This is a genomic window from Kitasatospora viridis, from assembly GCF_007829815.1.
GTDB classification, from domain to species: Bacteria; Actinomycetota; Actinomycetes; order Streptomycetales; family Streptomycetaceae; genus Kitasatospora; species Kitasatospora viridis.
This window is the reverse complement of the sequence record NZ_VIWT01000001.1, coordinates 531,975-544,697: the sequence shown is the minus strand read 5'-3', so window position 1 is coordinate 544,697 and position 12,723 is coordinate 531,975. Positions and strand designations below refer to the sequence as shown.

Below are 12,723 nucleotides of genomic sequence, written 5' to 3'. Positions count from 1 at the left end.
CAGCCATTTACCTCCCAAGGTGAGCCAGTTCCTCGTAGCCTCTCGACTTTTAGCTCTCACTGAGAGATAAAATGATCGTATGAGCGAACCCCCCATAGCCCCACCCGAGATCGCTCCCCGCGACCTCCTCCTCGCCGACGAGTTCTCCACGCTCCTCGTCGGCATCCAGCGGCTGCTCCGCCGCCGGCTGCGCCGGGGGCAGACGGAGCCCCGACTGCGTGGTGCCCACGTCGAACTGCTGCGCCTGGTGCAGGACAGCCCCAACCTGCGGGTGTCGGACGCCGCTAAGGAGCTCGGGCTGGCCGGCAACTCGGTCTCCACGCTGGTCAACCAGCTGGTCACGCAGGGGCTGCTGCGCCGCGAGGTGGACCCGGCCGACCGGCGGGCCGCACTGCTCAACATCACCGACGAGGCGATCGGGCGGCTCTCCGAGTGGCGCGCCCGCCGCACCGCCCTGGTCGAGGAGCTGGTGGCCGGCCTGCCGGTCGAGGACCGTGCCGCGCTCACCGCCGCCCTGCCCGCCCTGCGCGGTGTGGCCGCCGGTCTGCGCGCCCAACTGGGAGAGGAAGACCGATGACCGGATCCGGTTCCGCGGCGCAGGTCCCGGACGCCGTGGTCTGCCAGGCCCTGGAGTACTCCTTCCACCGTGGCCGGGGCAAGGAGAAGGCCACCAAGGCGGTGGACGGCGTGGACCTCACCGTCCGCACCGGCGAGGTCTTCGGCCTGCTCGGCCCGAACGGCGCCGGCAAGACCACCACCATCCGCGCCATCACCACCCTGCTCCCGGTGCCCAGCGGCATGGTCCAGGTCTTCGGCAACGACACCGCGCGCCGCAAGATGGACGTCCGCCGCCTGCTCGGCTACGTGCCGCAGATGCTCTCCGCCGAGGCCGGACTGACCGGTCGGGAGAACGTCAGCCTGTTCGCCCGGGTCTTCGACGTGCCGCACGCCGAGCGGGCCGAGCGGGTCAGCCAGGCGCTCGCCGCCGTCGACCTCACCGAGGCCGCCGACCGGATGGCCGGCACCTACTCCGGCGGCATGGTGCGCCGCCTTGAGCTGGCCCAGGCCCTGGTCAGTGCCCCGCGCCTGCTGGTGCTGGACGAGCCCACCATCGGCCTGGACCCGATCGCCCGCACCAGCGTCTGGGAGTGCATCGACGCGGTCCGGCAGGCGACCGGCATGACCGTCCTGGTCACCACCCACTACATGGACGAGGCCGACCAGTACTGCGACCGGATCGGCCTGATGGACCGTGGCAAGATCCGCGCCCTCGGCACCCCCGAGGAGCTCAAGCAGCGGGTCCGGGAGCAGGTTCCCGAGCTCGCCTCGCCCACCCTCGACGACGTGTTCCGCCACTTCGCCGGACGCGACCTGGCTCGCGGCCAGGCCCAGGAAGGAGAGTTCAGCGATGTCCGCCGTACCCGCCGCACCGCGTCCCGCGTCGGCTGAGGCCGCCGTGACCACCGCCGAACAGAGCCCCGAGCAGAGCTCCGAACAGAGCTCCGCGCCGAGCGCCGAGCAGGCCACCGGCCGGCGCGCCCAGCACAGCAGTGCCCGCCCCGACCTCGGCCTGCTGCTGGTCGCCCCCCGGGCCCGGACCGGCTGGCGCCTGGTGCCCGCCCGGGTGTTCGCGATGTGCGCGGTCGAGCTGCAGAAGCTCCGCCACGACCGCACCGAGCTCTACACCCGCGCCGTCCAGCCCGCCCTCTGGCTGCTGATCTTCGGTGAGACCTTCACCCGGCTGAAGGCGATCCCGACCGGCGGCATCCCGTACCTGGACTACCTGGCCCCGGGCATCATCGCCCAGTCCGCGATGTTCATCGCGATCTTCTACGGCATCATGATCATCTGGGAGCGGGACTCCGGGGTGCTCACCAAACTGCTGGTGACCCCGACGCCACGGGCCGCGCTGGTCACCGGCAAGGCCTTCGCGGCGGGCGTGAAGGCGGTGATCCAGGCCGTCGTGGTGGTGCTGATCGCCGCCCTGCTCGGGGTGGCGATGACCTGGAACCCGTTGCGCCTGCTCGGCGTCGCCGTCGTGGTGCTGCTGGGCTCGGCGTTCTTCTCCTGCCTGTCGATGACCATCGCCGGCATCGTGCTCACCCGGGACCGGCTGATGGGCATCGGCCAGGCGATCACCATGCCGCTCTTCTTCGGCTCCAACGCCCTCTACCCGGTGAGCCTGATGCCGACCTGGCTGCAGGTGGTCAGCAAGGCCAATCCGCTGAGCTACCAAGTGGACGCGCTGCGCGGCCTGTTGATCGGCACCAAGGCCCACCTGCCGCTCGACTTCGGCGTGTTGGCCCTGGCCACCGTGCTCGGCATCACCGCGGCCTCCTCGCTGCTGGGTCGGCTGGCCCGCTGAACCGGGCGCAGCCCACACCGTCTGACGCTCCGTCAGTCGCCTTCCGTGCGGCGCTGGTGGAGCGTCAGGCCGATCGCGGCGCCCGCCACCGCCACCCCCAGCGCGGCCAACAGCCGTGCGGACTGGCTGCTCTGGGCCGGCAGCAGCGCGGCGGCCAGCACCACGGCGGCCGCCGCGCAGGCGGCCACCGTGGCGGCGGGCCCGGCCGGCAGGTGGGCGTGGCCGCGCGCGTCCACGTGCAGCAGGTAGCCCAGCAGCAGGGCGGTCACCGCCACCGCCAGCCAGGCCGGCGGGTTCCCTATCGCCGCCAGCACGACGGCGGCCACCGCCAGCACCGTGTTCCGGTGCCGCATGATCCGCATCCCCAGCCGCGCCGAGGGTGCCACCGGCCGCGCCGTCAGCGGCGCCGCCGCCCACCAGCCGAACAGGGCGCCCGCCACGGCGAGCACGGTGCGCGCCGTCCCGCCCTGCGCTGCCATCGGGTCGACCGAGGCAACCAGCAGCACGGCGCCCAGGAACCGCGACGGCAGCTGCCGCCCCAACTCCCGCCACGCCTGGGCCCCGTCGGAACCGTCGCCGCCGACCGGCAGCACGGACCCGCGCGACCCGGCGGCTCGACCGTCCTCGGCCACTCCACCGCCCCCCACGGACCGCTCCGACCCTGTACCGAGTACCCCGCTCACTCCCGCCTCCCGCGGATCCGGCCGCGCTGCAGCGGCGCGATCGCCAAGTCCAGTGCCTCCCCGGCCTGGTGGGTCACCACCGGGACGCCGCGGTTGCGCAGCGCGAACCGGATCGCCTCCCGGTCGGCCCGCCAGAGCCGCCCGGCCCACACCTCGGCCTGGTCCTGCGGGTCCACGGCCGGCTCGCCGAACGGGATCTCGACGACCACCAGCGGATTGCCCCGGTCGGCCAGGTCGCCCAGCACGTCCAGGATCCGCTGGTCGGCCAGCGGCGTGAACGCGTACACCAGCGCCCCGGCCGGCAGGGCGGCGGGCGGCAGCCGGTTCAGGTCGGGGGTGCGGTAGCCGAGGTCCCGGCGCACCTCCAGCACGCTCTGCACGATCCGGTAGAAGTGCTGCTCCCCGGAGCCGGCCTGCAGCCAGCGGGTCCGCCCGCCGACCGAGACCACCCCGATCCGGTCGTGGGTGCGCAGGTAGGCCCGGGTCAGGCCGGCGGCCGCCCGCAGCGACTCGTCCAGCGAGGAGGCACCGGTGGCCGGGTCGGCCAGGTCGCCGAACGCGTCCAGCAGCATCACGGTGTCCACCGCCCGCTCGGCGCCGAACTCGATCAGCTGGATGCCGCCGCGCCGGGTGGTGGACGGCCAGTGGATCCGCCGCTGCCGCTCGCCCCAGACGTGCGGCCGCACGCCCGTCACCTCCACGCCGTCGCCGTGCTGACGGGCCGTGTGCTCGCCGAGCCGCTGCGGCAGCCGCACCGGAACCGGCGTCAGCCCGGCGGCGCTCGGCACCGGGAAGACCTCGACCTCGCCCAGTTCGACCCGGACGGTGCGCCGGGCCAGGCCGCCGCTGTCGTAGAGGTCCAGATCGACCAGGCCGAGCGTCCAGGCGCCCCACCGGGTGGCCCGGAAGTCCAGCTCCAGGTGGTCCGTGCCGACCCGTTGGCCGGTCAGCGTCAGTCCGGGGCCGCCGATCAGGCCGGCGTCCAGCAGGCCGATCTCGCCGTCGTGCGCCACGTCGATCCGGGCGGTCACCGACTCGCCCTCGAAGAGCCGGCGCGGCTCGACCTCGGCGGCCACCGCGACCGTGGTCGGCCGGGTCCGTCCGGGCGCGGCGAGGGTGACCAGCACCGCGGGGCCGGCCGCCAGGGCGAGCAGCCAGGCGTGGCCGGTGAGCAGCGCCGCGGCGGCGGCGACCACGGCGATGGTGAGCAGCCGCAGGGTGCGCTCGCCGGTCCGCCAGCCGGCGGGCGGGGCGCTGAGCCGGTCGCTCAGCCCCACTCGGGGGCGGCCGACGACGGAGCCCTCGCCGGCCGCCGAGCCGGCAGCACCGTCCATCACGACGCCGGGACGGCGGCGGGCTCGGCCGTGCCGGTGCCACCACGAACAGCCGCACCGCCCGCACCCGTTCCCGTGCCCGCAGCGGCCCCCGGCAGGGTCGTCGGCGTGGGCACCTCGGCGACCAGGCGGCCCAGCACGTCGTCGGCCGAGACCTGACGCACCCACAGCTCCGGCTTGAGCGTGACCCGGTGCGCCAGCGCCGGCACCGCCACGGCCTTCACGTCCTCCGGCGTCACGTAGTCGCGGTCCTCCAGCATCGCCCGGGCGCGGGCCAGTTGCACCAGCGCCAGCCCGCCGCGCGGCGAGGCGCCGACCTGGATCTGCGGGTGCTCGCGGGTCCGGCTGACCAGCGCCATCACGTACTCCACCAGGTCGTCGTCGACCTCCACCCGCTCGACCGCGGCCCGCATCGACAACAGCAGCTCGGGGGAGGCGAGGGTGCGCAACTCGGCCTCGGGGGCGGCCCGGTCGATCCGGGCCCGGAGCATCGCGGTCTCCAGCTCGGGAGCCAGGTAGCCCATCCGGACCCGGAGCAGGAAGCGGTCCAGCTGGGCCTCGGGCAGCGAGTAGGTGCCGTCGTACTCGATCGGGTTGGCGGTGGCGATCACGGTGAACGGGTCGGGCAGCTTCCGGGTGGTGCCGTCGATCGACACCTGCGCCTCGGCCATCGCCTCCAGTAGGGCCGCCTGGGTCTTCGGCGGGGTGCGGTTGATCTCGTCGGCGAGCAGCAGGTTGGTGAAGACCGGGCCGGCGCGGAAGACCATCTCGCCGCTGCGCTGGTCGTAGAAGGGCGCGCCGGAGACGTCCGAGGGCAGCAGGTCGGGGGTGAACTGGATGCGGCGGAAGTCCAGGCCCAGCGTGGTGGCGAAGGAGCGGGCCAGCAGGGTCTTGCCGAGCCCGGGCAGGTCCTCGATCAGCACGTGGCCGCCGGCCAGCACGCCGAGCATCACCAGTCGCAGCGCCTCGGGCTTGCCGACCACGGCCCGCTCGATCTCGGCCAGTACCTCGTTGGACAGCTTGCCGGCCTGGCGGGGCGTCAGTTCTTCGGTGGTCACGGGGGTCCTCACAGGAAAGTGGCTACAGGGTGTCGAGCCGCTGGATCAGGTCGCCGAGGCGGTCGGCGGGAATGGTCCGGGCGGGCGCCGGCTGCTCCGGGTCGAGCCAGGGCCAGTTCGCCGGGCCGATCAGCTCGGCCGCCTTGGCGGGCTCGGCGTAGAGCGAGACGCCGTGCTGCTCGGAGAGCTTGGCGGCGAAGAGCCGCTGGAGCTGGGGGCGCAGGGCACTGGCGTAGCCGTCGTCGTCCACGCCGTTGCGCACGGTCCAGTACCAGTCGCCCAGGCCCGGCACCCGGGAGGTCATCAGCCGGGCCTCCCGGCGCAGCCCGCTGTCCTGGGACGCGGCGCCCGCCACGTAGCGGCCGGCCAGCAGGGCGGTGGCCGCGATCGCGGTGGCGCCGAGGCCGAGCGCGGGCAGCCCGCCGACCAGGCCGAGCACCAGCTCGGTGGCGGCCGCGACGGGCAGCAGCACGGTCAGCGAGTGCCGCACCGAGCCGGCACCGGCAGTGGTCGACGGGTTGGCGTCGCCGTCCGGGGACAGCCGCCCGGAGGTCCGCTGGTCGGCGAAGGCGCGGCGGATCCCGGCCTGCACGGCGTCCTGCCGGGCCGCGTGCACGGGCGAGTTGTACCGCTCGTGGCGGCTCTGTCGGTTGTCCATCAGCTGGCCTCCGCGGGTGCGGGCTGGTTGTCGGCGAGCTGGGCGGCGATGGTGTCGAGTGCTGCGCGGGCGCGGTCCAGTTCGGGGGTGCCCATCGGGTGGCGGGAGTAGCGGGCTTCGCGGAACAGTTCGGTCAGCGCGGTGGCCTCGGGCTGGGGGACGCTGCCGGTGGCGACGGCGCGGGCGAGCAGGTCGGAGGGGCTGTCGGCGAGTTCGCGGGTCACGCCGGAGTCGGCGAGTGACTCTTCCATCGCGGCGTAGCAGGCGATGACGGCGGCGCGGGCGTCGTCGCCGAGCAGGGCGCGGCGGCCGGAGGCGATCGCCTCGGCCAGCTGCTCCTCGGCGGGGCGCGGTGCGGGGGTCATCGCCAGACGCGGCAGCGTCCGGTGGCGCAGCCGGCGCCAGAGCAGCACCACCGCCAGCACCGCCAGCAGGCCCAGCAGCACCTCGACGACCAGCTCGGCCAGACCGTAGTGGTGGGTCGGGGCCGGCGTGGTGTCGAACACCATCGGCGGCGGCGGGGCGACGGAGGGCGGCGGCGCCGGCTTCGAGTGCTGCGAGAAGTACCCGACCAGCAGCGCGACCGGGACCAGCACGGCGACGGGCGGCAGCAGACGCACCGTCAGGTCGCGCAGCCGGTCGGCGGTGGGCGACAGGTCGCTCGCGCCGCGCACGGCGGCCTGGTAGCGGCGGTGGATCGCGGCGATGGCGAGCAGCCAGCCGGCGCAGCACAGCAGCACCGGGAGGAGCGCGCCGAGCGGCGCCCGGCCGGCCTTGAGGAGCCCGGTGGACGGACGCAACAGCACGGCCGCGAAGGCCAGCGCGGCCACCGCGAGTAGCACCGTCGCGGCGCGCGGCGCCCGGCCGGGGCCTGCTGCGGACCGATCCGGTGTGGACCGATCGGGCGCGGACCGATCAGGTGCGGACCAGCCCGGTCTCGCGGGTGTGGTCATGGCTCGGTAACTCCCCCCAAGCGGGTCCGCTCCGCTGTCCGGCGGCCGCTCGACGGCAGCTTGGCACAGACCAGTGGGGATTGTCAGCACCCGCAAGATGCACCCCGAGCCCCGGCCCTCCGGCGGCCCACGCGGCGACCGCCACCGATCGTTCGTGTACCCGAGGGCACCGCCGCTGCGTGCTCGTGGCGGCTCTGCCGGCTGTCCATCAGCCGGCCTCCGCGGGTGCGGGGTGGTGTTCGGCGAGCTGGGCTGCGATGGCGTCGAGTGCCGCGCGGGCGCGGTCCAGTTCGGGGGTGCCCATCGGGTGGCGGGAGTAGCGGGCTTCGCGGAACAGTTCGGTCAGCGCGGCTGCTTCCCGTTCGGGCACACTGCCGGTGGCGACGGCGCGGTCCAGTAGGTCGGAGGGGCTGTCGGCGAGTTCGCGGGGCACGCCGGAGTCGGCGAGTGACTGCTCCATCGCGGCGTAGCAGGCGATGACGGCGGCGCGGGCATCGTCGCCGAGCAGGGCGCGGCGGCCGGAGGCGATCGCCTCGGCCAGCTGCTCGTCGGCGGGGCGCGGTGCGGGGGTCATCGCCAGGTGCGGCAGCGACCGGTGGCGCAGGTGGCGCCAGAGCAGCACCACCGCCAGCAGCACGAGCGCGCCGAGCAGCACCTTGACGCCCAGCGCGGCGAGGCCGCGCAGCCCGTAGTGGTGGGAGACGTGCTGGGCGGTGCCGACCACCGGCTTCATCGTGGGCTGCGGGTGGGGGTCGAGGTTCGGCGGCTGCCGCTGGTAGTCCTGGCTCGGTGGCACGGGCTCGGTGTGCTGCGCGAAGTAGCTGATCAGCAGCGCGACGGGGACCAGCACGGCGACGGGCGGCAGCAGGTGCAGCGTCAGGTCGCGCAGCCGCTCGGCCCGGGGCGTCAGGTGGCCCGAGGCCTGGACGGCGGCCTGGTAGCGGCGGCGGACGACGGCGATGCCGAGCGGCCAGCCGGCGCAGAGCAGCAGCACCACCGGGAAGAGCGTGCCGAGCGGGCCGGGGCCGGTCGAGAAGAGACCGCTGGACGGGCGCAGCACCATCGCGGCGAAGGCGAGTCCGGCGACGGCGATCGCTGCCAGTGCGGGGCGCAGCGTGCGGGTGGACGGCGCCGACGGCGCGGATCGGGCCGGGGCGTCGGTCGCGGATCGGGCCGGCTGCCCGGGCGCGGGCCGCGCGGGCCCAGCGGGTGCGGACCGGTCCGGTCTCGCAGGTGTTGGCATGGTTCGTAACTCCCCCCGAGCGGGTCCGCTCCGGTGTCCGGCGGCGGCCCGACGGCAGCATGGCAGGGGTCGCCGGGGATTGTCAGCACCCGCAACATACACCGTGCGCACCGGCCGTCCCGGGGGCCCCGCGCGGCGGGAACTTCCGATCGTTCAGATACCGGGGGTACCGTGCCCCTGCTGGTCGGCGCGGCCGGAGGACAGGGGAGTGGGCATGGACGGGGAGCGGGCGGAGCGCCGGCGGGGACTGCGGTGGCGCGGGCGCACACGCAAGCAGCGGCCGTTCTGGCAGGAGTTGCCGATCCTGGTGGTGCTGGCGCTGCTGCTGGCCCTGGTGATCAAGAGTTTCTTCGTGCAGGCCTTCTCGATCCCGTCCGGCTCGATGGAGAACACCCTGCAGCCCGGTGACCGGGTGCTGGTGGACAAGCTCACCCCGTGGTTCGGCGCGAAGCCGGAGCGCGGGGACGTGGTGGTCTTCAAGGATCCGGACGGCTGGCTGGACGACGAGCCGGTCGCGAAGGCGAACGTGGTCCAGGAGGCGCTCAGCTACGTCGGCCTGATGCCGGCGGCCGGGGACCGGGACCTGATCAAGCGGGTGATCGCGGTCGGCGGCGACACCGTGGACTGCGAGGCCGGCAAGCCGGTCACCGTCAACGGCGTCGCGCTGAACGAGCCGTACATCTTCCCCGGGTCCACGCCCTGCGACGACTACCCGGTCGGAAAGATCACCGTGCCCAAGGACCACCTGTGGGTGATGGGCGACCACCGCAACAACTCCGCCGACTCCCGCTACCACCAGGTGCGCGGGCCCGGTGACGGCTTCGTGCCGGAGTCGGACGTGGTCGGCCGGGCCTTCGCGGTCGCCTGGCCGCTGACCCACTGGGCCACCCTGCCGGTGCCGTCCACCTTCCAGCAGCACGGCCTGGCCCAGGGTGGCGGCGCGGTCGGCATGGCCGCGGCGGTCCCGGTGCTGTACTGGTACCGCCGTCGCCAGGGCAGCTGACGCTCCGTCGGAACCACTACTGGGCGCAGCGCCTGACGAGTCGTCAGGAACTGCGCCCAGTGGCGTTCCTCAGCTGCGCCGGAGCAGGAACTCCCGGTTCAGCGTGCCGATCGCGTCCAGGCCGATGCCCTTGGGGCACGCGGTGGCGCACTCGCCGGTGTTGGTGCAGCCGCCGAAGCCCTCGCCGTCCATCGCGGTGACCATCGCCCGCACCCGGGAGCCGCGCTCCGGCGCGCCCTGCGGGAGCAGGTTGAGGTGCACCACCTTGGCGGCGGTGAAGAGCATCGCCGAGCCGTTCGGGCAGGCCGCCACGCAGGCGCCGCAGCCGATGCACTCGGCGTGCTCGAAGGCCCGGTCGGCGGTCTCCTTGGGCACCGGCGTGGCGTGCGCCTCGGGGGCGCTGCCGGTCGGCGCGGTGATGTAGCCGCCGGAGCCGATGATCCGGTCGAAGGCCGAGCGGTCCACCACCAGGTCCTTGATCACCGGGAAGGCCGCCGAGCGCCAGGGTTCGACGTCGATGGTCTGGCCGTCCCGGAAGTGCCGCATGTGCAGTTGGCAGGTGGTGGTCCGCTCGGGGCCGTGCGGCTGCCCGTCGATCACCACGCCGCAGGCGCCGCAGATGCCCTCGCGGCAGTCGTGGTCGAAGGCGACCGGCTGCTCGCCGCGCAGGATCAGCTCCTCGTTGAGGGTGTCCAGCATCTCCAGGAAGGACATGTCCTCGCTGATGCCGCCGACCTGATAGGTCGTCATGGCACCCGGGGCGTCCGGTCCGGCCTGCCGCCAGATCCGCAGGGTGAGGTTCACGCGTAGCTCCGCTGGGTGGGGTGGACGTGGTCGAAGACGAGTTGCTCGCGGTGGAGCACGGGCGGGCCGGCGGGGTTGAACTCCCAGGCGGCGGCGTAGTCGAACTCCTCGTCGCGGCGGGCGGCTTCGCCCTCCGGGGTCTGGCTCTCCACCCGGAAGTGGCCGCCGCAGGACTCGGCGCGGTGCAGCGCGTCCAGGCACATCAGCTCGGCGAGGTCGAAGTAGTCCACCAGCCGGTTGGCCTTCTCCAGTGACTGGTTGAACTCCTCGCCGGTGCCCGGCACCTTGATCCGGCGCCAGAACTCCTCGCGCAGTTCCGGGATCCGGGCCAGTGCGTTCTTCAGCCCCTCGGCCGTGCGGGCCATCCCGCAGTCGTCCCACAGCAGTTCGCCGAGCTCGCGGTGGAAGGAGTCGGGCGTGCGGTCGCCGTCCACCGCGAGAAGGGCGGCCAGCCGGTCGGCCGACTCCCGCTCAACCGCCGTGACCGCGGGGTGATCCGGCGCCACCTGGTGGGCCGGGGTGCGGGCCAGGTAGTCGTTGAGCACCGGCGGCAGCACGAAGTAGCCGTCGGCCAGGCCCTGCATCAGGGCGCTGGCGCCGAGCCGGTTGGCGCCGTGGTCGGAGAAGTTGGCCTCGCCGATCGCGAACAGGCCGGGGACGGTGGTCTGCAGGTCGTAGTCCACCCAGAGGCCGCCCATGGTGTAGTGGATCGCCGGGTAGATCCGCATCGGCACCCGGTACGGGTCCTCGGCGGTGATCCGCTGGTACATGTCGAACAGGTTGCCGTAGCGGGCCTCCACCGCCGCCCGGCCGAGCCGGGAGATCGCGTCGGCGAAGTCCAGGTAGACGCCCTGCCCGCCCGGTCCGACCCCGCGCCCCTCGTCGCAGACCGCCTTGGCGGCCCGGGAGGCGATGTCGCGCGGCACCAGGTTGCCGAACGACGGGTACATCCGCTCCAGGTAGTAGTCGCGCTCCTGCTCCGGGATCTCGGCGGCCGGGCGGGTGTCGCCCTTGGCCTTCGGCACCCAGATCCGGCCGTCGTTGCGCAGCGACTCGCTCATCAGGGTCAGCTTGGACTGGTGGTCGCCGGAGCGCGGGATGCAGGTCGGGTGGATCTGGGTGAAGCACGGGTTGGCGAAGTAGGCGCCGCGCCGGTGGGCCCGCCAGATCGCGGTGGCGTTGGAGTTCTTGGCATTGGTGGAGAGGTAGAAGACGTTGCCGTAGCCGCCGGTGGCCAGCACCACCGCGTCCGCCAGGTGGGTGGTCAGCTCGCCGGTGACCAGGTCGCGGGCGACGATGCCGCGGGCCCGGCCGTCCACCACGACCAGGTCGAGCATCTCGGTGCGGGCGTGCAACTCCACGTTGCCGGCCGCGATCTGGCGGGACAGCGCCTGGTAGGCGCCGAGCAGCAGCTGCTGGCCGGTCTGGCCACGGGCGTAGAAGGTGCGGGAGACCTGCACGCCGCCGAACGAGCGGGTGTCCAGCAGCCCGCCGTACTCCCGGGCGAACGGCACGCCCTGCGCCACGCACTGGTCGATGATCTCCACCGAGACCTGGGCCAGCCGGTGCACGTTGGACTCGCGGGCGCGGAAGTCGCCGCCCTTGACGGTGTCGTAGAACAGCCGGCGGATCGAGTCGCCGTCGTTGCGGTAGTTCTTGGCCGCGTTGATGCCGCCCTGGGCGGCGATCGAGTGAGCGCGCCGGGGGGAGTCCTGGAAGCAGAACTGCACCACGTGGTAGCCCTGTTCGGCCAGCGTGGCGCCGGCCGCGCCGCCCGCCAGGCCGGTGCCGACCACGATCACCGTGCGGCCGCGCCGGTTGGCCGGGTTGACCAGGTTGGCCTCGAACCGCCGCTGGTCCCAACGCTGTTCGATCGGGCCGTCCGGCGCCTTGGTGTCGCTGATCGGCTCGCCGACCGTGTAGCGCTCGTCGGTCCTTGCGGTGGGTGTGGTGGCTGCGGTGGTTGAGGTGGCTGCGGGGGTTGCGGAGGTGCTCACTTGACGACTCCCGTCATCACGCCGATCGGGATGGAGACGAAGCCGGCCGTCAGGGCCAGGGCCAGCAGGTTGGCGGTGGCCTTCAACGCCCGTTCCCGGCGCCGGTTGTTCAGGCCCAGGGTCTGCGCGGCGCTCCAGAAGCCGTGCCGCACGTGCATCCCGAGGGCCAGCATGGCGACGATGTAGATCGTGTCGCCGTACCAGGTGCGGAAGGTGGCGACCAGGTTCTCGTAGGGGTGGCCGGCCTCGGCCCGGGGGTTCACGGTCAGCGTGGTCAGGTCGAGGATGTGCCAGACGATGAACAGGCCCAGGATCACCCCGCCCCAGCGCATGGTCCGGGTCGCGTAGCTGCTCCGGGCCCGGGTGTGCCGGTAGCCGACCGGACGGGCCCGCAGGTCGCGCCTGCTCAGCTGGAACGCCGCCGTGCCGTGCACCACGGCCGCCGCGACCAGCACCACCCGGGCGATCCAGAGGAACCACTCGTGGCCCAGGAACGGCTGGCCGATGGTGCGCAGCCAGGCCGCGTAGCCGTTCAGGTCGGACGCGCCGACGAAGACCTTGAGGTTGCCGATCAGGTGGGCGACCAGGTAGCCCAGCAGGATCGCCCCGCTGACCGCCATGGCCG

The 12,723-nt window shown here is 73.6% G+C and carries 13 protein-coding genes; 4 read left to right on the top strand and 9 right to left on the bottom strand.

Going from position 1 to position 12,723, the window contains the following annotated elements:
- Positions 1–79 precede the first annotated feature (79 nt).
- The 3 genes from FHX73_RS02510 to FHX73_RS02500 are packed head-to-tail and all read left to right on the top strand — an operon-like array spanning position 80 to position 2,365.
- Positions 80–577 (top strand): MarR family winged helix-turn-helix transcriptional regulator, encoded by a 498-nt coding sequence (locus tag FHX73_RS02510; RefSeq protein WP_145903046.1) that lies wholly within the window; start codon positions 80–82, stop codon positions 575–577.
- Positions 574–1,449 (top strand): ATP-binding cassette domain-containing protein, encoded by an 876-nt coding sequence (locus tag FHX73_RS02505; protein ID WP_145903045.1) that lies wholly within the window; start codon positions 574–576, stop codon positions 1,447–1,449. Before FHX73_RS02510 ends, FHX73_RS02505 begins: the two co-directional genes overlap by 4 nt.
- Positions 1,409–2,365 carry an ABC transporter permease gene (locus FHX73_RS02500; protein WP_145903044.1) on the top strand — a complete coding sequence of 319 codons (957 nt, stop codon included), beginning with the start codon at positions 1,409–1,411 and terminating at the stop codon, positions 2,363–2,365. Before FHX73_RS02505 ends, FHX73_RS02500 begins: the two co-directional genes overlap by 41 nt.
- Positions 2,366–2,397: 32 nt before the next feature.
- Here FHX73_RS02500 and FHX73_RS02495 read toward each other — a convergent pair whose 3' ends face one another.
- The 6 genes from FHX73_RS02495 to FHX73_RS02470 form a co-directional block, all read right to left on the bottom strand.
- On the bottom strand, positions 2,398–2,997 hold the full coding sequence (locus FHX73_RS02495; protein WP_145903043.1) for a hypothetical protein: 600 nt from the start codon (positions 2,995–2,997) through the stop codon (positions 2,398–2,400).
- A 47-nt stretch (positions 2,998–3,044) separates the two neighbouring features.
- Positions 3,045–4,382 (bottom strand): DUF58 domain-containing protein, encoded by a 1,338-nt coding sequence (locus FHX73_RS02490; RefSeq protein ID WP_145903042.1) that lies wholly within the window; start codon positions 4,380–4,382, stop codon positions 3,045–3,047.
- Positions 4,382–5,440: an AAA family ATPase gene (locus FHX73_RS02485; RefSeq protein WP_211786118.1), complete on the bottom strand. Its 1,059-nt coding sequence runs from the start codon at positions 5,438–5,440 to the stop codon at positions 4,382–4,384. The genes FHX73_RS02490 and FHX73_RS02485 overlap by 1 nt, the downstream gene beginning before the upstream one ends.
- 22 nt (positions 5,441–5,462) lie before the next feature.
- Positions 5,463–6,098: a hypothetical protein gene (locus tag FHX73_RS02480; RefSeq protein ID WP_246213313.1), complete on the bottom strand. Its 636-nt coding sequence runs from the start codon at positions 6,096–6,098 to the stop codon at positions 5,463–5,465.
- Positions 6,098–6,928 (bottom strand): DUF4129 domain-containing protein, encoded by an 831-nt coding sequence (locus tag FHX73_RS02475; RefSeq protein ID WP_170304812.1) that lies wholly within the window; start codon positions 6,926–6,928, stop codon positions 6,098–6,100. The genes FHX73_RS02480 and FHX73_RS02475 overlap by 1 nt, the downstream gene beginning before the upstream one ends.
- Before the next feature lie 331 nt (positions 6,929–7,259).
- Positions 7,260–8,294: a DUF4129 domain-containing protein gene (locus FHX73_RS02470; protein WP_246213312.1), complete on the bottom strand. Its 1,035-nt coding sequence runs from the start codon at positions 8,292–8,294 to the stop codon at positions 7,260–7,262.
- 214 nt (positions 8,295–8,508) lie between these two features.
- Between FHX73_RS02470 and lepB the strand changes: the two genes are divergently transcribed.
- On the top strand, positions 8,509–9,297 hold the full coding sequence (gene lepB, locus FHX73_RS45970) for a signal peptidase I (RefSeq protein ID WP_246213311.1): 789 nt from the start codon (positions 8,509–8,511) through the stop codon (positions 9,295–9,297).
- A gap of 69 nt (positions 9,298–9,366) precedes the next feature.
- Here lepB and FHX73_RS02460 read toward each other — a convergent pair whose 3' ends face one another.
- From FHX73_RS02460 to FHX73_RS02450, 3 genes are all read right to left on the bottom strand, one after another.
- Complete coding sequence (locus FHX73_RS02460) at positions 9,367–10,101, bottom strand: succinate dehydrogenase/fumarate reductase iron-sulfur subunit (RefSeq protein WP_145903038.1); 735 nt, start codon at positions 10,099–10,101, stop codon at positions 9,367–9,369.
- Complete coding sequence (locus tag FHX73_RS02455) at positions 10,098–12,005, bottom strand: fumarate reductase/succinate dehydrogenase flavoprotein subunit (protein ID WP_246213758.1); 1,908 nt, start codon at positions 12,003–12,005, stop codon at positions 10,098–10,100. Before FHX73_RS02455 ends, FHX73_RS02460 begins: the two co-directional genes overlap by 4 nt.
- 89 nt (positions 12,006–12,094) lie before the next feature.
- Positions 12,095–12,718 carry a succinate dehydrogenase cytochrome b subunit gene (locus FHX73_RS02450; protein WP_246213757.1) on the bottom strand — a complete coding sequence of 208 codons (624 nt, stop codon included), beginning with the start codon at positions 12,716–12,718 and terminating at the stop codon, positions 12,095–12,097.
- Positions 12,719–12,723: the final 5 nt, after the last annotated feature.

Bases quoted from the DNA above. Each gene is read 5' to 3' on its own strand.
- FHX73_RS02510 (WP_145903046.1), top strand. From the start codon at position 80: ATGAGCGAACCCCCCATAGCCCCACCCGAGATCGCTCCCCGCGACCTC.
- FHX73_RS02505 (WP_145903045.1), top strand. From the start codon at position 574: ATGACCGGATCCGGTTCCGCGGCGCAGGTCCCGGACGCCGTGGTCTGC.
- FHX73_RS02500 (WP_145903044.1), top strand. From the start codon at position 1,409: ATGTCCGCCGTACCCGCCGCACCGCGTCCCGCGTCGGCTGAGGCCGCC.
- FHX73_RS02490 (WP_145903042.1), bottom strand. From the start codon at position 4,382: ATGGACGGTGCTGCCGGCTCGGCGGCCGGCGAGGGCTCCGTCGTCGGC.
- FHX73_RS02480 (WP_246213313.1), bottom strand. From the start codon at position 6,098: ATGGACAACCGACAGAGCCGCCACGAGCGGTACAACTCGCCCGTGCAC.
- FHX73_RS02470 (WP_246213312.1), bottom strand. From the start codon at position 8,294: ATGCCAACACCTGCGAGACCGGACCGGTCCGCACCCGCTGGGCCCGCG.
- lepB (WP_246213311.1), top strand. From the start codon at position 8,509: ATGGACGGGGAGCGGGCGGAGCGCCGGCGGGGACTGCGGTGGCGCGGG.
- FHX73_RS02450 (WP_246213757.1), bottom strand. From the start codon at position 12,718: ATGGCGGTCAGCGGGGCGATCCTGCTGGGCTACCTGGTCGCCCACCTG.